At 69.1% G+C, this 23,202-nt stretch carries 17 protein-coding genes; 12 read left to right on the forward strand and 5 right to left on the reverse strand.

The genetic code is table 11. From position 1 onward, the window contains the following. Nucleotides 1–66: 66 nt before the first annotated feature. The 9 genes from BLJ79_RS10780 (at nt 67) to BLJ79_RS10820 (ending at nt 11,187) form a co-directional block, all read left to right on the forward strand. Nucleotides 67–963, forward strand: coding sequence for a universal stress protein (locus BLJ79_RS10780; protein WP_071214735.1), 897 nt, complete (start codon nt 67–69; stop codon nt 961–963). 19 nt (nt 964–982) lie between these two features. Next, a complete protein-coding gene (gene pdxR / locus BLJ79_RS10785) occupies nt 983–2,494 on the forward strand; it encodes a MocR-like pyridoxine biosynthesis transcription factor PdxR (RefSeq protein ID WP_083411201.1) in 1,512 nt (503 codons plus the stop codon). 155 nt (nt 2,495–2,649) lie between these two features. After that, nucleotides 2,650–3,831, forward strand: coding sequence for an alanine racemase (gene alr, locus BLJ79_RS10790; RefSeq protein ID WP_083411202.1), 1,182 nt, complete (start codon nt 2,650–2,652; stop codon nt 3,829–3,831). A 157-nt stretch (nt 3,832–3,988) separates the two neighbouring features. After that, nucleotides 3,989–5,380, forward strand: a complete 1,392-nt coding sequence (locus BLJ79_RS10795) for an aspartate aminotransferase family protein (RefSeq protein WP_071214736.1) — start codon at nt 3,989–3,991, stop codon at nt 5,378–5,380. 26 nt (nt 5,381–5,406) lie between these two features. Then, nucleotides 5,407–6,420: a phosphotransacetylase gene (locus BLJ79_RS10800; protein ID WP_083411203.1), complete on the forward strand. Its 1,014-nt coding sequence runs from the start codon at nt 5,407–5,409 to the stop codon at nt 6,418–6,420. A gap of 84 nt (nt 6,421–6,504) precedes the next feature. Next, complete coding sequence (locus BLJ79_RS10805) at nt 6,505–8,064, forward strand: APC family permease (RefSeq protein ID WP_083411204.1); 1,560 nt, start codon at nt 6,505–6,507, stop codon at nt 8,062–8,064. Nucleotides 8,065–8,172: 108 nt separating this feature from the next. Further along, entirely contained in the window at nt 8,173–9,249 is a 1,077-nt protein-coding gene (locus BLJ79_RS10810; protein ID WP_071214738.1) for a YeiH family protein, read from the forward strand. 177 nt (nt 9,250–9,426) lie between these two features. Then, nucleotides 9,427–10,890 (forward strand): protein adenylyltransferase SelO, encoded by a 1,464-nt coding sequence (locus tag BLJ79_RS10815; protein ID WP_071214739.1) that lies wholly within the window; start codon nt 9,427–9,429, stop codon nt 10,888–10,890. Nucleotides 10,891–10,905: 15 nt separating this feature from the next. Further along, nucleotides 10,906–11,187, forward strand: coding sequence for a hypothetical protein (locus tag BLJ79_RS10820; RefSeq protein ID WP_071214740.1), 282 nt, complete (start codon nt 10,906–10,908; stop codon nt 11,185–11,187). Between the two features lie 208 nt (nt 11,188–11,395). Here BLJ79_RS10820 and BLJ79_RS10825 read toward each other — a convergent pair whose 3' ends face one another. From BLJ79_RS10825 to BLJ79_RS10840, 4 genes are all read right to left on the reverse strand, one after another. Continuing rightward, entirely contained in the window at nt 11,396–11,818 is a 423-nt protein-coding gene (locus BLJ79_RS10825) for a DUF1801 domain-containing protein (RefSeq protein ID WP_071214741.1), read from the reverse strand. A 111-nt stretch (nt 11,819–11,929) separates the two neighbouring features. After that, nucleotides 11,930–13,642, reverse strand: a complete 1,713-nt coding sequence (locus BLJ79_RS10830) for a cobaltochelatase CobT-related protein (protein WP_071214742.1) — start codon at nt 13,640–13,642, stop codon at nt 11,930–11,932. Nucleotides 13,643–13,662: 20 nt separating this feature from the next. Then, a complete protein-coding gene (locus BLJ79_RS10835; protein ID WP_071214743.1) occupies nt 13,663–14,649 on the reverse strand; it encodes an AAA family ATPase in 987 nt (328 codons plus the stop codon). Nucleotides 14,650–14,654: 5 nt separating this feature from the next. Then, nucleotides 14,655–15,494 carry an IclR family transcriptional regulator gene (locus BLJ79_RS10840; RefSeq protein ID WP_071214903.1) on the reverse strand — a complete coding sequence of 280 codons (840 nt, stop codon included), beginning with the start codon at nt 15,492–15,494 and terminating at the stop codon, nt 14,655–14,657. A 191-nt stretch (nt 15,495–15,685) separates the two neighbouring features. On the opposite strand from BLJ79_RS10840, the gene xsc reads away from it, so the two are divergent. The 3 genes from xsc to BLJ79_RS10855 all read left to right on the forward strand — a co-directional run bounded on the left by xsc (nt 15,686) and on the right by BLJ79_RS10855 (nt 20,740). Beyond that, nucleotides 15,686–17,491, forward strand: coding sequence for a sulfoacetaldehyde acetyltransferase (xsc, locus tag BLJ79_RS10845; protein ID WP_071214744.1), 1,806 nt, complete (start codon nt 15,686–15,688; stop codon nt 17,489–17,491). 170 nt (nt 17,492–17,661) lie between these two features. Next, nucleotides 17,662–19,002, forward strand: a complete 1,341-nt coding sequence (locus tag BLJ79_RS10850) for an NAD(P)/FAD-dependent oxidoreductase (RefSeq protein WP_071214745.1) — start codon at nt 17,662–17,664, stop codon at nt 19,000–19,002. Between the two features lie 139 nt (nt 19,003–19,141). Next, nucleotides 19,142–20,740, forward strand: a complete 1,599-nt coding sequence (locus tag BLJ79_RS10855) for a sialidase family protein (RefSeq protein ID WP_071214746.1) — start codon at nt 19,142–19,144, stop codon at nt 20,738–20,740. Here the strand turns inward: BLJ79_RS10855 and BLJ79_RS10860 are convergent. Continuing rightward, entirely contained in the window at nt 20,718–23,195 is a 2,478-nt protein-coding gene (locus BLJ79_RS10860) for a DEAD/DEAH box helicase (protein WP_286135349.1), read from the reverse strand. The genes BLJ79_RS10855 and BLJ79_RS10860 overlap by 23 nt on opposite strands. Nucleotides 23,196–23,202 lie beyond the last annotated feature (7 nt).

A 23,202-nucleotide genomic window follows, 5' to 3' on the forward strand; every position in this document is an offset into this window, starting at 1 on the left:
CATTGCTGGTAGGTATAGGGGGCACGCAGCACCGCCTGCCGAACTCCCACCGAAGGGGCCACTGAAATGAAGTATGTCGTCGGATGCCTTGCGGACAAGCGCGGCCGCGAGGCGATCTCGCTGGCCCTGGCCCTGTCCAAATCGCTGGCCGCGCCGACGCATGCCGAACTCGAGCTGGTCCACATCATCCGCGGGGCCGCGCCCGAGGACGCGGGATCGCACAGCGAACGCGTCTACCAGCAGTTCCTGCAGCAGTCCGCGCAGAAGTGGATGGACCGCGCGCTGGCCCTGGTCCCCTCGAGCATGGCCGCGCGCACCCACATCCGTTTTGCCGACTCGATGGCCGAGGGCCTGCTCGAGGCCGTGGCCGCGTTCAAAGCGGACCTGGTGGTGGTGGGCGCCGCCAGCCACGGGCCGTTCCGGCGCTTCACCGTCGGATCCGTGGCCAACGCCCTGCTGCATTCCTCCCCGGTGCCCGTGGCCCTGGCACCCTCCGGGTACCTGCCGCCGCGGGAAATCACCCGGATCACCTGCGCCCTGGGCACCCGCACGGGCGCCGACTCGGTGCTGGAGGTCGCCGTGGATTCCGCCGCGATCCGCCACGTGCCGCTGCGGCTGATCTCCCTGGTGGCACTGGACGGGGATTCAAGCCACGCCGACGCCGGGCAGTGGGCCCGCGCGCATGCCGCCGCGACGCTGGAACGCGCCATCGAAGGGGTGCAGGCCCGCACCATCGTCACCGCCGACGTAGCGCAGGGGAAGTCCACGGAGGCGGCCATCGACTCCCTGGACTGGGACGAGTCGGAAATCGTGATGATCGGTTCCTCCCGCCTGGCCGAACGCAGCCGGATCTTCCTGGGATCCACCGCCAACAAGATGCTGCGCGCGCTGCCGGTGCCCATGGTCGTGGTTCCGCGCTTCCACGTCCCGGTCCCGGCGGCCGGCCGGCCGGGACGCATCTAGGGCCGCGCCCGCACCACCCATGACGCCACCGAACCCGCACCTGCCCCCGCCGCGCCACGGGCTGGTTCGCGCCCCGATCGCGGTCAGCTCGGATTCCGGGGAGCCGCTCTATCGGCAGCTGCGCCAGGCCCTGGAGCACCAGATCCTCTCCGGCTCGCTGGTGCCCAATCTGCCGCTGCCCTCCTCCCGGGAACTGGCCCGGGAACTGGGACTCTCGCGCAACACCGTGAATGCCGCCTACCAGGAAATGCTCGCCTCGGGCATCATCGAGTCCCACTCGCGGCGCGGCTACTTCATCAACACCCAGATGCTGCGCAAGGTGGCCCCGGAGTCCGCCCTGGCCCCCGCCGCGGGCTCGACGGTGGACTGGTCCCGGCACATCCGTCCCCGCCAGGACGCCGGGATGCCGGAGATCACCAAGGTCCGCGACTGGTCCAGCTACCCCTACCCGTTCGTGGCCGGCCAGGTCGACGAGCGGGACTTCCCGCGGCTGGGCTGGTCCCGGGCACTGCGTGACGCCTTGGACCCGCCGCACCTGTTCTACTCGCTGCGCGACTCGGTCGACGAGGACGACCCGTTCCTGGTCGAGGTTTTGTGCAAGCACGTGCTTCCGGCCCGCGGCATCCTGGCCCGGCCCGAGAACATCCTCATCACCGCCGGCTCCCAGCAGGGCCTGGACCTGCTGGCCCAAACCATGATGGGCACCAACACCCTGGTGGGCGTCGAAAACCCCGGGTACGTCGATGCGCGGCACACCTTTGCCCGCACCGGGGCGACGCTGCGCCCGCTGGAGGTGGACGAGCACGGGCTTCTCCCGCCCGCATCCCTGGGCGAGCTGGATTTGCTCTACCTGACCCCCAGCCACCACAGCCCCACCAACGTCACGCTCTCGGGATCCCGGCGCCGGCAGATCCTCGACGGCACCCGGGAAACCGGGGCGCTGGTCATCGAGGACGACTACGACTCCGAGTTCCGCTACCGCGGCAAGCCCACCCCGGCACTCAAGGCGCTGCCGGACTCCGAACACGTCATCTACCTGGGCTCCTTCACCAAGTTCCTGGCCCCGGGGCTGCGTATGGGCTACCTGGTGGCCGAGGCCGAGCTGGTCACCGAGCTGCGCAACCAGCGCCGCTACAAGATCCGCCACATTCCGGGCCACCCGCAGCGGGCCATGGCCCTGCTGATCGAATCCGGGCAGTACCACCGCACGATTTCCCGGCGCCGAACTCAGCTGGCGCGCAAGTGGCAGGTGCTCGTCGAGGCACTGGAGGAGTTCGTGCCGTGGAAGATCACCGCGCCCCCGGGCGGGGTGAGCATCTGGATCCGCGGACCCGAAGGCCTGGACTGCGTCGCGCTGGCGGCCGCGGCCCTGGAGGCCGGGATCGTGATCGAGCGCGGGGACGTGTTCTTCGACGACCCGGAAGCCAACCGCAACCACTTCCGCCTGGGCTTCGCCGCGATTTCCCTCGAGGCCATCCGCCCCGGCATCAAGGAACTGGGCCGGGTCATCGCCGCCCAGGACGGGCGGTAGCACGCCGCACCGCGGTGGACCCAAGGAAGCGCCCCCGATCTGGATCTGGGCCGGGCGCCGCAGGTGGTCAACAGTAGTCAGTAGCGCCGGGCGAGCTTTCCAACGCCCGGAACCAGCAGCCATGGCAATTCGCCTCAGAGACAAGGGAGCCTCCGATGGAACACCTCAGCACGCTCGAAAACGCCGCCGCATCCACCTACCGGAACGCCGACGGGTTCGTCCCGCAACGCGCGGCCTACATCGAGACCGCCGCAATCACCGCCAACGTGCGGGCCCTGCGCGAGGTCGCCAACGGCGCCAAGGTCCTGGCCGTGCTCAAGGCCGACGGCTACGGGCACGGCATCGTGCCCGCGGCCCGGGCCGCGTTGGAAGGCGGCGCCGACTACCTGGGCACCGCGGTGCTTGAGGAGGCCTTTGCGGTGCGCGCCGCCGGGATCACCGCCCCGCTCTTCTCCTGGCTGTCGGCACCCGGTGCACCCTACGGCCGGGCCATCACCGAGGACATCGAACTGGCAGCCTACTCGCTCGGGCAGCTGCGCGAAATCGCGGACGCCGGGGACCGGGTCGGCGCCGTGCCGCGGATCCACCTGAAGATCGACACCGGGATGTGGCGCGGCGGGGCCACGCCCAAGGACTGGCCCGGGCTCTGTGCCGCGGCCCGGGAGCTCGAGGCCGAAGGCAGGATCCGGGTGCTGGGCATCTGGTCCCACCTGGCCTGCGCGGACGAGCCGGGGCACCCATCGCTCCCCGTGCAGCTGGAGGTCTTCAGGCAGGCGATCGCCACGGCCCGCGCCCTGGGGCTGGAACCGGAGCTCTGCCACATCGCCAACTCCGCCGCGACCCTCGCAAGCCCCGAGGCGCACTTCGACATGGTCCGCCCCGGCCTGGCCGTCTACGGGGTGAACCCGCTGGCCGAGGCGGACCGCGTGAACGGTCCGGAGTTGCGCCCGGCCATGAGCCTGGGCGCGGCGGTCGTGCAAACCAAGCGCGCACCGGCCGGCGCCGGGGTTTCCTACGGGCACACCGAGTCCACCGCACGGCAGACCACGCTGGCGGTGGTGCCGCTGGGCTATGCCGACGGGGTCTTCCGCGCCGCCAGCTCCGCGGGCCCGGTGCTGATCGGGAACCGGACCTACCGGGTGCTGGGCCGGGTCTGCATGGACCAGTTCGTGGTCGACGTGGGCGACGACGATGTTGCGGCCGGGGATGCGGCGCTGCTTTTTGGCCACGGGGACTCCGGGGAACCGCACGTGGAGGCGTGGGCAGCGGCCGCCGGGACCATTCCCTACGAGGTGCTGACCCGCATCGGGTCCAGGGTGCCGCGGATCTACCTGTAGGTAGGTAACTGGTACCTAAAAAGGGACGCCAATTTGGGTCTGGGAAAGGGCCCAGCATGCGGGCAGAGTGATACACACCACAGCAAGTCATGGGTGGCGAGGACCGCAGCGAGGTTGCTTCGGGTCCTGTCAGGAAAACTTTGAATGGAGGGGTCTCGTGACCAACTCAGATATCCGCAATCGTGCACAGCGGCATCTCTACCCGCACTTCACCACCGGCCAGGTGTGGAACGACCCGAACCTGCCGATCATCACCCGGGGCGAGGGAAGCTACCTCTTCGACGAAGACGGCAACAAGTTCCTGGACGGATTGGCCGGACTCTTCTGCGCCAACATCGGCCACGGACGCCAGGACATCCCGAAGGCCGCGTACGAGCAGATGTCCAAGCTGGCCTACTGGACCAACTGGGGCTCGGCCCACCCGGCCGCCGTCGACGCCGCCACCGCCATCGCCGACCTGGCCCCGGGCGACCTGGACGTCGTGTTCTTCGTGAACTCCGGCTCCGAGGCCGTCGAGTCGGCCATCAAGTTCGCCCGCCAGTACCACCGCAGCCAGGGGCAGCCCGAGCGCACCAAGATCATCGCCCGCGACATGGCCTACCACGGCACCACCCTCGGCGCCCTGGCCGTCACCGGCATCCCGGCCTACAAGGAAGCCTTCGGCACGCTGATGCCCGGGGTCTTCCACGTCCCGAACACCCTGGGCGAGGTCGTCCCGGAAGGCGGCTCCGCCGCTGACCTGCCCTCCGTGCAGGCCATCCGCGAGGTCATTGCCCGCGAGGGCGCACACACCATCGCCGCGCTCTTCGCCGAGCCGGTGCAGAACTCCCGCGGCGCCCTGGTCCCGCCGGCGGGCTACTGGCAGGAACTGCGCTCCATCTGCGACGAGCACGGCATCCTGCTGGTCGCCGACGAGGTCATCACCGGCTTCGGCCGCCTCGGCGAGTGGTTCGGCAGCATCAAGTACGGTGTCGTCCCGGACATGATCACCTTCGCCAAGGGCTCGACCTCCGGCTACGCACCGCTGGGCGGGGTGATCATCCGCAAGCCGCTGGCCGATTCCATGCTCGCCTCGCCGCTGGCCGGGGTCTTTACCCACGGCGCCACCTGGGGCGGGCACCCGGTGGCCACGGCCACCGCCGTCGCCAACCTGACCGCGCTGAAGGAAGAAAACGTCGTGGGCAACGTGCGCAGCCTCGAACCGTACTTCCAGAACGGGCTGGACCGGATCCTTTCGGCGCACGACGGCATCAAGGAATATCGCGGCACCGGATTCTTCTACTCCATCGAGCTGATGGGCAGCCGCAGCGAGGGCCGCGAGCTGACCGCGGACCAGTCCAAGGCGCTGCTGACCCGGGTCATGCCGCAGGCCATGCGCGAGGTCAACCTCATCACCCGCCCGGACAACCGCGGCGCGACGATGCTGGTGCTCTCCCCGCCGCTGGTCGCCGACCAGGACGTGCTCGACGACCTGCTGAACAAGGTCGACCACGTCATGGGCGCGGTGGACAGCTACCTCAAGGCCCCCGCCGCCCTGGCCTCGGTCTAGGAACCCGGAAACAGGAAACACGGCAGATGACCATTGCACCGGTGCGGCCCCAGGGGGTCGACGAAAACATGCTGGCCCGCTTCACCGCGGGCCACTGGGCCGGCCCTGCGGGCCGCATCATCCTGGCCGACGGGCACGACGCGCGGGCCGTCACCGCCGCCGGCGTGCTCAACGAGATCGGCCTGGAGGTCATCCTGGTCGGCGGGCGCGAGGGCATCAACGCCCGCGCGCTCGCCGAGGGCGTCACACTCACCGATGCCACCACCGTCATGGACATCGCCGAGCTGAGGGACAGCGCCGCCGGGGCCCACCTCGCCGGCATCGTCGCCAGGCTCGGGCCGGAGAAGACCGCCGGGTGGATGGATGACCCGCTGTTCCTGGCCGTCGCGGCGGTCCCGGCGGGTCTGGCGGCGGCAGCCGTCGCCGGTGCCACCCGGCCCACCTCCGAGGTCTTGCGTGCGGCCCTTCGGGTCGTGGGAACCCGCGAGGCCGGCGGCACCGTCTCCTCCTCGTTCCTGATGCGGCTGAACGACGGACGCTACGTGGGCTACGGAGACTGCGCGGTGATCCCCACCCCGGATTCCACCCAATTGGCGCACATCGCCACCGCCACCGCGCGCACCTTCGCCACGCTCACCGGGCAGGAACCGGCGGTCGCGATGCTCTCCTTCTCCACCGCCGGATCCGCCGAGCACGAGACCATCTCCACGGTCCGCACTGCCACGGCGCTGGCGCGGGAAGCCGAGCCGGCGCTGCAGATCGACGGGGAACTGCAATTCGATGCGGCGCTGCTCGAATCGGTGGCCGTCTCCAAGGCCCCGGGATCCACGGTGGCCGGGCACGCCAACGTCTTCATCTTCCCCAACCTGGCCGCCGGAAACATCGGGTACAAGATCACCCAACGCCTCGCCGGCGCCCAGGCCTACGGGCCGATCCTGCAGGGATTGGCCGCACCGATCAACGATTTGTCCCGCGGCGCAACCGTGGCGGACATCGTGAACGTTTCACTGATCAGCATGATGCAATCCCAGAAATCTTGACCCCGACAGGTCCGCCCGCCAGGGCGAACCGACAAACCCCCATCCATGGTGACGCAAGCGTCGCCGTGCAAGAACGAGGTTCAAATGAAAGCCACAACAGATAAGACGGTGACTAGTCCCATGGCATCGGCTTCGCCAGGTTTCGACGGCGGCCAGCCCGAGCGCATGGAAAAGACGCTCAAGGCCCACTGGGTCTGGGCCATTGCCCTGGGCTCCGCGGTGGGATGGGGAGCCTTCATCCTGCCCACCGACTGGTTGGCCATGGGTGGACCGCTCGGGGCGGTCTCCGGCTTCCTGATCGGTGGCGCATTGATGGTGCTCATCGCCGTCAGCTACGGGTTCCTGATCAAGTCGTTCCCCGTCTCCGGCGGCGAACTGGCCTTCGCGCTGGTCGGCTTCGGCCGCACCCATGCCTTCTTCTGCGGCTGGTTCCTGACCCTGGGGTACACCTGCATCGTGGCGTTGAACGCCTCGGCGCTGGCCCTGCTCTTCCGCAAGCTCATGCCAGACGTGGTGCAGCAGGGCTACCTCTACACCGTGGCCGGCTGGGACGTCTACCTGGTGGAAGTCATCATCTCGATGGTGGCCCTGGCGGTCTTCGCCTACCTGAACATCCGCGGCACCGCCCTGTCGGGCCGCATCCAGTTCATTGCCTGCGTGATCATGCTCGTCGCGGTCGCCTGCATCCTGGTGGCCGTCATCGCCAGCCCGCAGGTCGTCTTTTCCAACGCGCTTCCGGCGTTCCCGGAGAATGTTAATCCTATCGCCGCGATAGCTGCGATCGTTGCGATTGCGCCCTGGGCCTTCATCGGATTCGACAACGTCCCGCAGGCCGCGGAGGAGTTCGACTTTCCTCCGGCCAAGGCCATGAAGTTGATTGTGCTGGCCCTGCTGGCAGCCGCCTTGCTCTACGCGGCCATGATTGCCGCGGTGGCGATGGCCGCACCCTGGGAGGCCCTGGTTGCCGGGGATTCGGCGTGGGGCACCGCGGATGCGTTGACCGGGGTGCTGGGCGGCTCGGGCCTGCTGCTGCTGACCATCGGAATCACCATGGGCGTGAGCACCGGCCTGAACGGCTTCTACGTCTCGGCCAGCCGCATCCTGTTGGGCATGGGCCGGGCCCAGATGGTCCCGAAGGTGTTCGCCCGGCTGCACCCCAAGTACAAGACCCCGTACGTCGGAGTCATCTTTGTTGGCGCCGTATGCCTGGTCAGCCCCTGGTTCGGCCGCGCAGCACTGACCTGGGTGGTGGACATGTCCGCGGTCGGAGTCACCGTCGCCTACCTCTACACCTGCCTGTGCGCGTTCAAGATCTTCCGTCCGACCAACTCCGTCGAGCGGGCGGGCGAGCTGGAAGGCACCCGCTCGACCTCCAAGAAGGTGCTCAGCGCGCTGGGCGCGGTCACGGCGCTGGTGTTCATGGCCCTGCTGCTGGTCCCGGGCTCGCCGGGCGTGCTGGGCAAGGAGTCCATGTCCGCACTGGCCGTCTGGACCCTGCTGGGCGTGGCGTTCTTCATGATGCGCCGCAAGCACAACAAGACCCTGTCCGACGAACAGGTCGACATCCTGGTCCTCGGCGCCCCGCGGCCGGAGGGTACCAAACTCAAGGCCCAGTCCGCCAGCGGTGCCTCGGCGGCAAACTGACGCCCGGAGCGAGACGGGGCACAATAGTAAACATATCCAGCGCGTGGTTCGTGGTGCGGCCGCAGGCCGCACCACGAGCGCGACTCTTTTCCAAGGAGCTTCCCCCTCATGGCCAACCAAACACACGAACCGGTGGTGCAGTCCAAGGGCCCGGGGTCCCCTCCCTCGGGCAAGACCCGCTCCTGGGTCGTGGCGCACTGGGCCGGACTGGCCGCCTGTGCCGTGGCCGTTCCGCTGTCCTTCGCGGTGCACCTGCTGTTCCCCTCCATCCCTGTGATGACCACCGCGGTGGTGCTCGGCGTGCTGTCGGCCAACATCCCGGGCCTGTCCACCCTGGTGGCCGGCCCGCTGCAGAAGGGCCTGGGATTCGCCGGGAAGAAGCTCATGCGCGTCGGCATCGTGCTGCTGGGCCTGAAACTGAGCATCGTGGATGTGCTGGACCTGGGGTGGTTGACCTTCGTGGTGGTCGTGGCGATCGTGCTGCTGGCGTTTGCCGGGACCTACCTGCTGGGCAAGGCGTTCAAGCTGCCCGGGGACCAGCCGTTGCTGGTCGCCACGGGCTTTTCCATCTGCGGTGCCTCGGCCATCGGCGCGATGAGCGCGGTGCGCCGCTCCAAGGACGAGGACACCGTGATCCCGGTGGCGCTGGTGACCCTGTGCGGCACCCTGGCCATTGCCGTGCTGCCGCTGCTGATGGTTCCGCTGGGGCTGGGCCCGGAGGCCTTCGGGCAGTGGGTCGGTGCCTCGGTGCATGACGTCGGCCAGGTCGTGGCCACCGCGCAGACCGCCGGCGCCTCCGCGCTGGCCATCGCCATCGTCATCAAGCTCACCCGCGTGCTGACCCTGGCCCCGATGGTTGCCGCCGCGGGCATCATCAGCCGCCGCTCCCAGGGGACCGGCTCCGCGCACGAGGGGTTGAAGCTGCCCCCGATCATTCCCGGGTTCATCATCGGGTTCGTGGCCCTGGTTGCAGTGCGCTCGATCTTCGACGTTCCGGCCGAGCTGCTGGACGCCGCCACGGTCGTGCAGGACATCGTGCTGGCCGCGGCGCTCTTCGGTCTGGGTTCCGCGGTGCGGGTCCGCCAGCTCTTCGCCTCCAAGGGTGCCTCGATCCTCATGGCGCTGTGCGCCTGGGCGCTGATCGCCGGCCTGGGCTACGCGGGGGTCCTGCTGCTGCAGCTGTAGGGCAGGGGCCGCAAGAACAGAAGGGCTCCTCTGCCGGCACGGTCACCGGCGGACGAGCCCCTCCCTGTTTTTCGGTGTGGTGATGCGACGGAGGCCAGGGGCGTCTTCGGTGCCGTGGCAGTTGCCTGCTTCCGTCTTTCCCCGCGGACCGCACCATATCGAAGGTACGCTTGAAAGATGAGTGTCGACGCACAATCCACCGTCTTCCTGGACGGCCAATTTGCCCGTGAGCTTCCCGAACTGGCCGTTCCTTGGCAGGCGGAACAGGCTCCGGATCCGCGACTGGTCGTGCTCAACGAGCCGCTGGCCGCCGAGCTGGGTCTTGACCCCGAGTCCCTGGGCAATGCCGAGGGCCTCGGGCTGCTGATCGGCACCGCGCTGCCCAGTGGTGCCACTCCCGTGGCGCAGGGCTATGCCGGCCACCAGTTCGGCTCCTACTCGTCGCGTCTGGGCGATGGCCGGGCGCTCCTGCTCGGCGAGATTGCCGATGCCGAGGGCCGCCTTAGGGACCTCCACCTCAAGGGCTCGGGGCGCACGCCGTTTGCCCGCCGTGGTGACGGCCTGGCCACGCTCGGCCCGATGCTCCGTGAATACGTCATCAGCGAGGCGATGCACGCCCTGGGCATTCCCACCACGCGCTCCCTGGCCGTGGTGGCGACGGGACGGCCGGTGAGCCGCGAGACCATGCTGCCCGGAGCGGTGCTGGCCCGGGTGGCAAGCAGCCACTTGCGGGTGGGAAGCTTCCAATATGCCCGGGCCATGGACGACGAGGACCTGCTGCGCCGCCTGGCGGACCATGCGATGACACGCCACCATCCCGGGGCGGCGGAGGCCAAGAACCCCTATCTCGCCCTGTTCGAAGCGGTGGTCGCGGCCCAGGCGTCGCTGGTGGCCCAATGGATGCTGGCGGGTTTCATCCACGGGGTCATGAACACCGACAACATGACCATTTCGGGGGAGGGCATCGACTACGGCCCGTGCGCCTTCATGGACGTTTTCGATCCGGCCACGGTCTACAGTTCGATCGACGAAGCCGGGCGCTATGCCTACGGCAACCAGCCCCTCGTGGCCCAGTGGAACCTCGCCCGGCTCGCGGAGGCCCTCCTGCCGCTCTTCCACGAGGACCAGGACCGGGCCGTTGCCCTGGCCCAGGAATCCCTGGGTGCCTTCCACACCCGGTACAGCGCCGCGTGGCTGGCCGGAATGAAAACCAAGCTCGGCCTGGCCGAGGGCCTGGACGACGACTCGGCCACGTCACTCACCGGGGAATTGTTCGCCCTCCTGCAGGAGGCCCGCGTGGACTACACGTCCTTCTTCCGGAACTTGGGCACGGCCGCGCGGGGTGACGCCGAGTCCGCGCGCTCCATGTTCCTCGATCCGGCCGCGTTCGAGGCCTGGACGGAGCGCTGGCGGGCCCTGGAACCGGACGCTGACCTGATGGACCGGACCAACCCCGTCTACATCCCGCGGAACCACCTCGTCGAGGAGGCGCTCGCCGCCGCCGTCGACGGCGACCAGGAGCCGCTCTCGCAGCTCTTGGTTGCGCTGACCGCACCCTTCCAGGAGCGCCCCGGCCTCGAGCGATTCGCCGTCGCGGCCCCGGAAGGCTTCGGCCCCTACCGGACCTTCTGCGGAACCTGAGTCCGAAGGCGGGCCATGCAGATCCTGCCCCCGCTACGACTCAATGCCGTGGCGTCAGGCATTCCGCGGCGGATCCTGTTCTACGCCGGTTCCACCAGCGAGACCGGCGCGGACGCGCCGTGGCCGCACCGCGCGTCCGCGCCTGTGTGCACGCCAAAGCCCAATCGCGCCGGCGGCACACCGTCGAGCCGGGCGCTTGCAAACCTGGCGGTTTCCCGGGTGTCGAAGCGGACCAAGGCAATGTGCAGCGGCCAGCCGGACGGGGTAGGCCACACCGGCTTGGACGGGAACAACTAAGGCAACGAGGACGCATGCACCCGCGGTTGAGGATGGGTCCACGCTCATGGCAGGATCACGCACCAGCGGCCCGTGAACAGTTCCGGTACCGAACGACGCGGCCAACATGGCGTTCACCTTTACGACGTCCGTATGTCGCGGGCCAAGCTGCCGTCGCCGTGTTGTTTCGATCGTGCCACCATCGCGGCCGTTCGAGAACGCGCGGTGTTCAGGACCCCGGCGACATCGTCTCGGCGAGCGAGTGCTCCAGCAATTCGCGCAGCGCGCTGCGGTCCACCCCGCTCAAGCGGGTGAGGTACAGGCAGGCCTTGGACGAGCGGTGCGGCCCGAGCCTGTCCAGCAGCTCCGGCCAGCGTTGGGAGAAGTCGTTGACGAGGTAGATCGTGTGCTTCGTCGGTCCCGGCGCGAAGGCGAGCAGGGGGGAGCGTCCCGAGTGCCCGCTCGCGTAGCGGTACTCGTACTCTCCGAAGCCGATGATGCGACCGGCCCACACGACCGGCGTCTCGCCGCTGATCCCGCCGAGCATCGCGAGCAGTTCCTCGGCTTCGGCGCGCCGCGGCCCCGTGGCCCGGTCCAGCACCTGGGCGACCGGCAGGTCGGACGGCGACATTGCGGGCGGTTTCGCGGCCATGGTTCTCCTTGCGATGGTGCTGGGGAACCCAGCGTACCCCCGGTCAGGTGAAGCCCCCGCGGGGCACCGTGCGGCAGGGACAGGCAATCACACGTTGCAGCGCAGCCCGGATCAGCGCCCGGGACGCAGCGAGCGCTCGAGCAGGCCCAGCAGGTCGCGCACGGACTCGGAGCCGCCGAGCCGCCCGGCATCCAGGATGGTGCTGCGGCGGAAGTACTCGCTCATGTCCAGCCCCAGGCCCAGGCCCAGGATGGTCGTGGAGCCGGCGGCCTCGGCCCCGCGAAGCACTGCGGCCAAATCGTGCTGCAGGTAGTTTTCGTCGTTGGCGTTTGCCGTGGCGCCGTCCGCCGGGCTGCCGTCGGAAATGACCACCAGGATCCGGCGTTCCTGGCCTTGGGTTTCGAGCCGGCTCAGTGCCCAGCGCACAGCTTCCCCGTCGATGCCCTCGCGATACAGCGTGGACTTGAGCATCGCCGCCAGGCCCGGGCGCCCGGTGCGCCACGGGGTCGCGGCGTCCTTGAAGACCAGGTGGCTGAGCTCGTTGAGCCGCCCGGGATTTTCCGGGGTGCCGGCGCGGCGCCAGTCCTTCAACGCCCGCCCGCCGTTCCACGCGCCGGTGGTGTAGCCCAGGACCTCGCAGGGCACCTCGATGCGTTCCAGCGCCCGAACCAGCACGTCCAGGAACGCGGCAAGCCCCTCGGCGTGCTGCTTCATCGACCCGGAGCAGTCAACCAGGAAGGTGATGGTTGCGGCGGCCACCGGCTCGAAGCGTTCGGTCTTGAACAGCCTGGACTCGGTGGGGGATGCAATCAACTGGCCCAGCCGGGAAGCATCGAGCAGGCCTTCCTCCGCGCCGGAATCGTGCCCGGAGCGCTCCGGGACGCAGAGCAGCCCCTGGAGCTTCTTGGCCAGCAGTGCCGTGTTCACCGCCTCCGTGTGCACCCGGGCGGCAATGCGTTCGCGGTAGCCGCGCAACAGGTCCTCCCGGACCAGATCCCGGGCCGCCGATTCCTTGTCATAGGCACGGGTGAAGGCCGTGTAGCCGCCTGCCGCGGCCTCCAGCGTGCCGCTGGTTCCCGTGCCGGTTCTCCCGATCAGCGCGGCCTCCCGCTCGACGTCCACGAGCAGCGAAAACGCCGCCGCCTTGGACTCCTTCGGCGCCTTGCGGGTAGGTGCACGGGATTCCAGGGCCTGGACGGCGTCGGCGACAAGACGTGCAATCTCCAGCGCCGGCGGGGCGAAATCGGCCTGGCTGAGCTTGTTCCGGCGCAGGGCGGGAAGCAACGGGCCCAGCACCGGGGACAGGTTCGCGCGGGTCGCCTCGATCATGTCCTCGGATTCCTCGACGACCGGCTCGGCGGTGATCCGCGAGCGGGTGACCTGTAGGATCGTGTACAGCAGCATGCCCAGCGAGGTTTCGGCCAGGCCCGAGGCCAGGTATTCCTTGGACCATGCCTCGTGCCGGGCCCGCAGGTTGGAAACCACCCCGGGCAGGGTGGCCAGGGATTCGCAGCGGAATTGCTCGAGCACCTCGAAGACCAGTCGGGCGCTGGGATTCTCGGGCAGCAGGGCCAGATGCGCGGCGGTGTCCGAATGCAGGGTGCGCAGCGCCATCCCGTCGCTGGCGCCGCGGAAGGACTCGAACGCCGCGCCGGGGGAGGGCGGGTAGAGGTGCGGCGCGTTGAACGGCAGCACCGCGGTGCCGCGGTAGGGCCGGGAGCCAAGCAGCTCCAGATGCCGGTCGGCGCCCAGCGCGCGCAGGGACGCGGCGCACAGCTGGCGGATTTCCTGGGCGCGGCGTTCGGCGATTCCCGTGCTGTCCATGGCGTTGCGGCCGGCCTCCGCTAGGCCCCGGCCGGAACGAGCGCGTAGGACTCGTCGAGCTCGGTGGCCATGACGCGCTGGTAGTACTCGGAGATGATGAAGCGCTCGGCCTCGTCGCACTTGTTGATGAAGGAGAGCCGGAAGGCCAGCGCGGGATCGCGGAAGATGGAGATGTTCTCCGCCCAGGTGATCACGGTGCGCGGGGACATCAGGGTGGAGATGTCCCCGGCGGCAAAGCCGTCGCGGGTGAGGTTGGCGACCTGCACCATGGAGCGGATCAGGTCCGTTCCGGAGGGCTGCTGTGCCAGGTCCGGGACGCGGGCGGCAACGATGTCCACCTCGTCGGCCACCGGCAGGTAGTCCAGGGCCGCAACGATGTTCCAGCGGTCCAGTTGGGCGTGGTTCAACCGCTGCACCCCGTGGTACAGCCCGTTGAGGTTGCCCAGCCCGACGGTGTTGGCGGTGGCGAAGAGCCGGAAATGCGGGTGCGGGCGGATGACGCGGTTTTGGTCCGGCAGCGTGAAGCCGCCGTCGCGCTCCAGCAGCCGCTGGATGACGAACATGACATCGGGGCGCCCGGCATCGTATTCGTCGAAGACCAGGGCCATCGGCTGGACCATCGCCCAGGGCACCACTCCCTCCTGGAACCGCGTGGCCGGTGCCCCGTCCCGGATCACGACGGTGTCCTTGCCGACCAAATCCAGGCGGCTGATGTGGCCATCCAGGTTCACGCGCATCAGCGGCCAGTTCAGCCGGGCGGCGACCTGCTCGATGTGGGTGGATTTTCCGGTGCCGTGCAACCCCTGGACCATCACCCGGCTGTTGTGGGTGAACCCGGCCAGGATCGCCAGGGTGACGTCGGCGTTGAACCTGTAAGCCGGGTCGATGGGCGGGACGTGCTCGGTGGCCTCGAGGAACCGCGGCACGCGCAGCTCGCTGTCGATGCCGAATATCTCACGGACCGAAACCAGCTCCTGGGCCGCGAGCTCGGGTGTTTGGTGGTTCATCCGGATCACCACCCTGCCGCGATCGGCTCGGACTCGGGGGAGCCCAGATCCGCGTGGTCCTCGATGCGGGCGATGCTCTCGGCGGCCTGGCGCAGGGCCGGCAGCAAGGTGAGCAGGTCCGCGGAGCTCTTGCGCATCATCGGTGCCTGCACCGCGACGCAGAGGTTGGAACGGCCGGCGGGGTTGGGAACCAGCACGGCCAGGCAGACCAGCCCGTCCAGGAATTCCTGGCGGTCCTCGGCGTAGCCGTTGCGCCGGATCTGGGTCAGTTCGGCCTCGATCTGGGCCTTGTCGGTGAGCGTGTGCGCGGTGAAGCGCTGCAGCTTCCCGGTGGCCAGCACGCGTTCGCGCTGCGTGGGACCGAACTGGGAGAGGATCAGCTTTCCGCTGGCGGAGCAGTGCACCGGCACCCGGGAACCGGGGCCGAGGTGGACGCGCAGTGGTTCGTTGGTCTCGACGCGGTCCAGGTAGATGACCTCGTTGCCGGACAGTGCCGTGATGTTGCAGCTTTCGCCGATCTCGTCGACCAGTCCGCGCAGGATGGCGTGCCGGGTGCCGTGCCGGGTGTCGTTGAGCAGCACGTCCTCGGCCATGCGGCGCATGCGCGAACCGGTGCCGTAATGCCGGCCGTCGGACTGGCGGGTCAGCAGGTTGGCGCCCTCGAGCTGTTGCAGCATGCGGTGCAGGGTCGGCTTGGGGAGCCCCGTCTGGTCCACCAGGGATTGCAGGGTGAAGAGCTGGTCGCGGGTGGTGATCAGCTCCAGCAGTGCGAAGAGGCGCAGGGCCGGTGTTTCGCCCTGGACGGCACCCGCGGGCCCGAGATCCGGTTCCGTGAGATTTTCCATGATCGATCCAATCATCCGTTGTGCGAAGTTTCATTAAATCGTATCAGCACGAAGAATAAATGGAATAGGGGCTTGACGGATGTGAGCTGGGTCGCATAGCTTTGTGAGTAATCCCGTTTATGGGAGCAGTTCGAATCATTTTTTGAGACTTTGCGTGATTGCGACGTCTTGATCCACGAAGGAGACTTGTAATGACTGAAAAGGCCACATCCCGCGAGGTCGTCAAGGGCGCGCAGAAGATGACGTCGTCGGAAGCCTTCGTTGAGACGCTGGTGTCCAACGACGTCACCGATATCTTCGGCATCATGGGCTCTGCCTTCATGGACGCCATGGACATCTTCGCCCCCGCCGGCATCCGCCTGGTTCCGGTCGTCCACGAACAGGGCGCCGCCCACATGGCCGACGGCTATGCACGTGCCTCCGGCCGCCACGGCGTGGTCATTGGCCAGAACGGCCCGGGCATCTCCAACTGCGTCACCGGCATCGCCGCCGCCTACTGGGCCCACAGCCCGGTCGTGATCATCACCCCGGAAGCCGGAACCAACACCATCGGCCTGGGCGGATTCCAGGAAGCCAACCAGCTGCCGATGTTCCAGGAGTTCACCAAGTACCAGGGACACGTGACTCACCCGAACCGCATGGCCGAATTCACCGCCCGCTGCTTCGACCGCGCGATGAGCGAAAATGGCCCGACCCAGCTGAACATCCCGCGCGACTACTTCTACGGCGAATCCATCACCGAGATCCCGGCCCCGCGCCGCGTGGACCGCGGTGCCGGCGGCACCAAGTCCCTCGATGAGGCCATCGAGCTGCTCAAGACCGCTAAGAACCCGGTCATCGTTTCCGGTGGCGGCGTGGTCATGGCAGACGGCGTCGAGGAAGCCAAGGCCCTGGCCGAGCGCCTGGGCGCACCGGTGGTCAACAGCTACCAGCACAACGACTCCTTCCCCGCCAGCCACCCGCTCTGGGCCGGCCCGCTGGGCTACCAGGGCTCCAAGGCCGGCATGAAGCTGATCTCCGAGGCCGACGTCGTCATCGCCCTGGGCACCCGGCTTGGCCCGTTCGGGACCCTGCCGCAGTACGGCCAGGCCTACTGGCCCACCGAGGCCAAGATCATCCAGATCGATGCGGACCACACCAAGCTCGGACTGGTCAAGAAGATCTCCGTGGGCATCACCGGCGACGCCAAGGCCGTGGCCATCGAACTGGTCAAGCGACTCGAGGGCACCGAGCTCGCCTCGGACGCCACCAAGGCCGAGCGCGCCGCGAACATCAAGGCCGAGAAGGACGCCTGGGAGCAGGAGCTCTCCGGGTGGACCCACGAGAAGGACGAGTACTCCCTCGACGTCATCGAGGAGGCCAAGGGTGAGGAGGGCAACTGGCTGCACCCGCGCCAGGTGCTGCGCGAACTGGAAAACGCCATGCCGGAAGACGTCATGATCTCCACCGACATCGGCAACATCAACTCCGTGGCCCACAGCTACCTGCGCTTCGAAAAGCCGCGCAGCTTCTTCGCACCGATGTCCTTCGGCAACTGCGGCTACGCGCTACCGACCATCATCGGTGCCAAGGCCGCGGCCCCGCACCGCCCGGCCATTGCCTACGCCGGCGACGGCGCCTGGGCCATGAGCATGGGCGAGGTGCTCACCGCGGTCCGCCACGACCTGCCGGTCACCGCGGTCGTCTTCCGCAACCGCCAATGGGGCGCCGAGAAGAAGAACCAGGTCGAGTTCTACAACCGCCGCTTCATCGCCGGCGAGCTGGACAATGGCGAGTCCTTCGCCGAGATGGCCCGTTCCATGGGTGCCGAGGGCATCGTTGTGGACAAGCTGGAGAACGTCGGTGCCGCCCTCAAGGAAGCACTGAACGCCCAGATGGTCGACGGCAAGACCACCGTCATCGAGGTCATGTGCACCCGCGAGCTGGGCGACCCGTTCCGCCGCGACGCCCTGTCCACCCCGGTCCGCCACCTGGAGAAGTACAAGGACTACGTCTAAACCCGGAACGCAACCCCGGGCAGCAATGAGTGGGGGGAGGGCAAGGCAGGCGGCACCGCGGTGCCCGCTGGCCCGGCCTTCCCCCCATTGCATCCCACAAACATCTACTTCCGCCGCCGCACCACGAGGTGCCGCAGCGACGCGAGAGTGCACAAGGATTGGAGCGAACAATGAGCAATACGCAGACGCCGGAAAACGTGGTCGTCATCGGTGCGGGCATGGTGGGACTCGCCACCGCCTGGTACCTCCAGGAACGCGGTGTCAACGTCACCGTGGTGGACCGCGACGGCGTCGCCGCCGGGTCCTCATGGGGCAACGCCGGCTGGCTGACCCCCGCCCTCACGCTGCCGCTGAGCGAACCCTCGGTGCTCACCTACGGGCTCAAGACCATGTTCGATCCCGCCTCCCCGCTGTACATCCCGCTCTCGGCCAAGCCCTCGCTGATCCGCTTCCTGCTCGGCTTCGCCCGGCACTGCACCCCGGGGAAATGGCGCGAGGCCATGGCCGTGTTCAGCGAGATCGGCGCCACCGGCCTGGACGCCTTCGACGAGATCTCCGAGGCCAACGCCGTCACCCGGATCGGCCGGGACCAGGCCGCCGTCGGCGGCGGAGCCTCCGGAAGCGGCGGCGGAACCACGACCCTGGGCACCGGCGTTTCCGAACCCACCAAGCCGGCCGAACCCTTCCTGACCGGCTTCAAGAGCCTCAAGGACCGCGACGGGCTGCTGCACGAGTTCGAGGGCATCCGCGCCTCCGGCGGCCAGGTCGAATTCGACCTGCTGGACGCCGCGGACATCCGTGCCATGGAACCCACCCTCGGCGACGGCGTCAAGGCCGGTGTCGCGATCCACCACCAGCGTTTCATCAACCCGCCCAAGTTCATGGACTCCCTTGCCGACTCGGTCATCGCCCGCGGCGGACGGATCACCACCGACTTCGAGGTCGCCGACATCCGCGAACACGCCCACGGCGTGGAGGTCGTCGACGTCCACGGACGCACCCAGGGAGCCGATGCGGTGGTCATCGCCACCGGCGCCTGGCTGGGCAAGCTCGCGCGGAAATTCGGCGTCAAGCGCGTGGTCCAGGCCGGACGCGGCTACTCCTTCACCGTGGTTCCCGAGGTCATGCCGACCCACCCGATCTATTTCCCCGCCCAGCGCGTGGCCTGCACCCCGCTGGGCGACAGGTTCCGGGTGGCAGGCACCATGGAGTTCCGCGATGCCGACCACCCGCTGGAGCCCAAGCGCATCGAGGCCATCGTCGCCGCGGCCTCCCCGCTGTTCACCGGCATCAATTGGGAGGACCGCCAGGAGGAATGGGTCGGCTCCCGGCCCTGCACCACCGACGGGCTGCCGCTGATCGGGGCCACCTGCTCGAACCGCGTGCATGTGGCCGGCGGCCACGGCATGTGGGGCGTGGCGCTGGGCCCGCTGACCGGCAAGATGCTCGCCGCCTCGATCACCGGGGAGTCGACCCCGGCGATCATGCGGCACTTCAACCCGTTGCGCTGAGTCGCCGCCCGGCGCAACGACACCGGGGGCGTGGTGCGGAACCCGGAAAGGTCCGCGCCACGCCCCGGCTCATGTTCTGCCCCGTAACGCAGCATGCGCCGACTTGGTGCGGACGGCGGGACGGCGGTAGAGATGGGGGATGCCCCATGACGATTCCCCGTTCTCCCACCAGGTCCTGGCAGCCCGCGGCGCCGGCGGCCACCGCCAATACCGGATCCCCGCGCTGGCGGTGTCCACGCGCGGAACGGTGCTGGCCGCCTACGACGGGCGCCCCAACCTCGATGACCTGCCCAACACCATCGACCTGCTGCTGCGCCGCAGCTTCGACAACGGGACGAGCTGGGAGGCCCAGCGCGAAATCCGCACCGGCAGCGGGCTGCAGGGCTTCGGGGATCCCAGCCTGCTGGTGGACAAGGCCACCGGGAGGATCTTCTGCTTCCACGCCGCCGGCACCCATGCCGGGTTCTTTGAGGCCGTTGAGGGCCTGGAGCCCGAGGACGCGGTGCAGCACGTGGATGTGTCCTTCTCGGATGACGACGGGGAATCCTGGAGCCACCGGCGGCTGACCGGGGCGCTCAAGCGCGAGGGCATCACCGGGATCTTCGCCGCGGCCGGGGCCGGGATCCAGCTCGAACACGGGCCGTGGGCCGGGCGCCTGGTCCAGCAAATGGTCATCCTGCTGCACGGGAACATCCGCGCCGCCTCCGCCTACTCGGATGACCACGGCGAGACCTGGACTCTCGGGCAGGCCACCGCCACCGAGGCCAACGAGAACAAGGTCGTCGAGCTGCCCGGCGAGCGGGTGCTGCTGAATTCCCGGGCCCGCGGCGCCCGGATGCAGGCCATCTCCACCGACGGCGGGCACAGCTACGGGCCGCTGGAGGAAGTGCCAAGCCTGCCGGATCCCAGCGACAACGGCAGCATCCTGCGGCTTCCGGAACCGGGAGCGGGCCCGGGGCTGCTGCTGGCCACCAACAACCGGGACGCAGACCTGCGCCGCAACACCGTGCTGAGCATGTCCCGGGACGAGGGCGCCAGCTGGCGCCCGGTCGCTGCGATCCGCCGCGGATCCAGTGCCTACTCCACCGCGGCGCTGCTGCCCGACGGGTCGCTCGGGGTTCTCTACGAGGACAACGGGTACAGCGAGATCGTCTTTGCCCGGCTGGCCGCGGAGCACCTGGCTCCTGCCGCCCTGGACGCGGCAGCCGAGGCGTACCTCGATGACGACGGCGGGGACTTCTGCCTGGTGCTGCGCTCGATCACCCCGGGACGCCCCGCCTCCTGGCGCAGCGTCGGGGAATCCCACACCATCTCCGCGGCGCCCGCGCAGTGGGGCGTGCACACCTGGAAGGAGATCGGGCAGGGCTACGGGGACGGGGACCAGGTCCTGGGCACCCGCGAGGCCCAGGACGTGAACTACGGGCCCGGCGCACCTGGGTTGCGGGCCGGGGACATCCTGGCTTTCACCGGGCGCTTCCGTAACCCGTCCGGCCACACCGTCGAAGCGGTGCTGGAGGGAAACTTCGACGGGGACGTGGCCGCAGCCTTCCCGGCCGCGGCGGTGGGGCCCGGGGAATCGGCCCTGTATTTCACCCCCGCCTACACCGTCACCGATGCCGACGTGGCCCGCGGGCACGCAACGGTGCGCTGCGCCGTGCATGCCGGCGGGCAAACCTGGGAACGTGGTTTCCGGGCTGACACCGCCACCGGCGCCGTCAGGGAGCTGGACGCGGGGTAGCGGCCGTCACCGGCTCGAACCCCAGCTCCCGGTACCCGGCCGAACGCTTGTCGTAGGCCCTGGCGATCACCGGGGTGCGGACATCGACATAGTCGTGCACCACGGCATCGGCCTTGCCCGGGTACGGGCGGGTGACGCGTCCGGCGTACTGCAGGAGCCTGCCGCGGAAGGAAATCGGGGCCGCCAGAAAGAGCGTGTCCAGGCGCGGGCAGTCGAAGCCCTCGCCGATCAGCGACCCGGTGCCCAGCACCAGCAGCGGTTCGTCCGCCGGCGCGGAATTGATCCGCTCCATGGCTGCGCGGCGTGCCCCGGCCTTGAGCGAGCCGGTGAGCTCGACCGGATCCAGGCCAGCGGCGCGCAGCGATTCGGAAATCAGCTGCAGGTGCCGTTTCCAGGTCGAAAGCACCAGGACCTGCCTGCCCTGTGCGTGCGCCTCGATGATGTCGCCGGCGACCTGGGCCACGCGGGCCGGATCCTCGATGAGGATCTTGTGGATTTGCGTGATGCCGCCCGGCGAGCTCGGATCGATGTCCCCGTCGTACTCGAAGGCGGTCTCGTGCAGCCGTAGTTGCAGTGCCGGGGCCGGATACTCGGCGGCGCTTTGCGGCAATTCCCCGTGGCGTGGTGCGGTGAACTCGTGGGTGAAGCTGCCGAGCTGGTGGAAGATCAGCTCTTCCAGCCCGTCGCGCCGGTACGGGGTGGCGGTGAGCCCGAGCCAGCAGCGGGCAGGGATCTGGTTCATGACCTGGCTGAACGCGGCGGCGGGGACGTGGTGGCACTCGTCGACGACCACGAACCCATACCCGGCGGCCAGCTCGGCGACGTTCTTGCGCCGCGCCAGCGTGGGCAGCAGCGCCACGTCGATCCGCCCGGTGGTCTTGGATTTCCCGCCGCCGATCTGCCCGGACTTCTCGCCCAGGAACCTCAGGATCTCCCCGCGCCACTGGTCCGCCAGCGTCTTGCGGTCCACCAGCACCAGCGTGGAGACGGACTTGGCCGCGATCAGGGCGCAGGCCATGACGGTCTTGCCGCTGCCGGGGGCCGCCACCAGCACGCCGTGGGTGCGATTCGCCAGCGCCTTGAAGGCCCGCTCCTGCTCGGGGTGCAGGGTTGCGGTGAACGCGAAGTCCTGGGGTTGCCCGCCCACGCGCTCGTCGGTGAGCGCCAGGCGGCTGCCGGCGGTTTCCACCAGCTTCTCGAGCATCGGCAGCAGCCCGCGTGGCAGGATGAGGTCGCCCTCGAGGCTCTCGTCGTAGCTGGCCAGGAAGCGCGGGATGCCCCAGGTGGAGCGGCGCTGGCGCTGGCGCTCGTAGAAGTCGGGGTTGGGCAGGGCCGCGGCGTGCTTCAGTGCGGTGACCATGGCCGGGCCCAGGTCGGTGGAGCGCAGGGTGATGCGTGCCCCGATGACCGCTTGGACAACGGGTGCCGGGCGCGGGGAGATCTTGGAGGAGGCCGGGACCTCCAGGCGGGTCTTGCGCCCGGTGGCCGGCGGCGGCAGGGAGCGCAGCAGTTTCTTCAGCTCCCCGGGGCTCACCCGGCCCAGCCCCGAGAGGTAGGCCCACTGGTCCCCAAAGGGTTCCAGCGTCGCGGGATCCAGGAAGAGCGTGGTGCCGTGCATCCGGCGCCGCCCGGAAAGCGGGGCGGCGATCAGGTTTCCCATGCCCTTGCCGGTGTGCCGGTCCTGGGAGGGGAACAACCGGTCGTAGCTGCGCAGCGACATCGAGCCGCGGATGCCCATGGCCTCGTGCAACAGCGACGTGGCCAGGGCCCGGGCCGCCTCGGCCGGGACGAAGTGGGTGAAGAAGATCCACACGTGGGCCCCGCGCCCGGATTGCGAGACTTCCAGTGCGGCGGGGATGCCCCGGAAACGGGCGGCCTTGAGGTAGGCCAAGGCATCGAGCATCGCCGCCGCACCGTCGAAGTCGGCGGCCACGAAGGCGCAGCTGTCGGCCTCGGTGAGCGGGTAGAGCCCGATGTGCTGCCGGCCCCGGAGGTGGGCCTCGACCTCGGCGGGGGTGAGCCGGGTGTAGTTCGTGTTGTCCCGGTCCATCCACTTGCGCCAGCCGCCGGGAACCGCCGGCACCCATCCGGCTTTTCCGTCCGCGGCATTTTCCCAGCGCAGCGCAAAGACGTCGGTCCGGGTGCGGAACAGGTCCATGTAGAAGGCGATCTTCTCGGCCTCCGGGGAGGCGGCGGTCACCGGGCCGGGCGCCGCCAGCGCAAGCTGCCCCTGGTCCGGGGCGGCGGCCCGGGCCTCGGAGGCGCCCAAGTCAAGCAGCTTGCGCAGCCGTTTGTTGTCGATGCGCAGCGCCTCGAGCTCGCGCTGCACGGCGCTGGCAACCGCCTCGGCGCTGGCCACGTCTTCGACCTCCGGGTGGGCGGGCGCCATCGCGGCGATCGCTTCGTCATCCAGGGGAAGCTGCGTCTGGGCAGGATCGTGGCGTGCGGGACTCACACCACCA

Origin of the sequence: Arthrobacter sp. UCD-GKA, assembly GCF_001863355.1 — a bacterium.
In the GTDB taxonomy this organism is placed as follows: domain Bacteria; phylum Actinomycetota; class Actinomycetes; order Actinomycetales; family Micrococcaceae; genus Paeniglutamicibacter.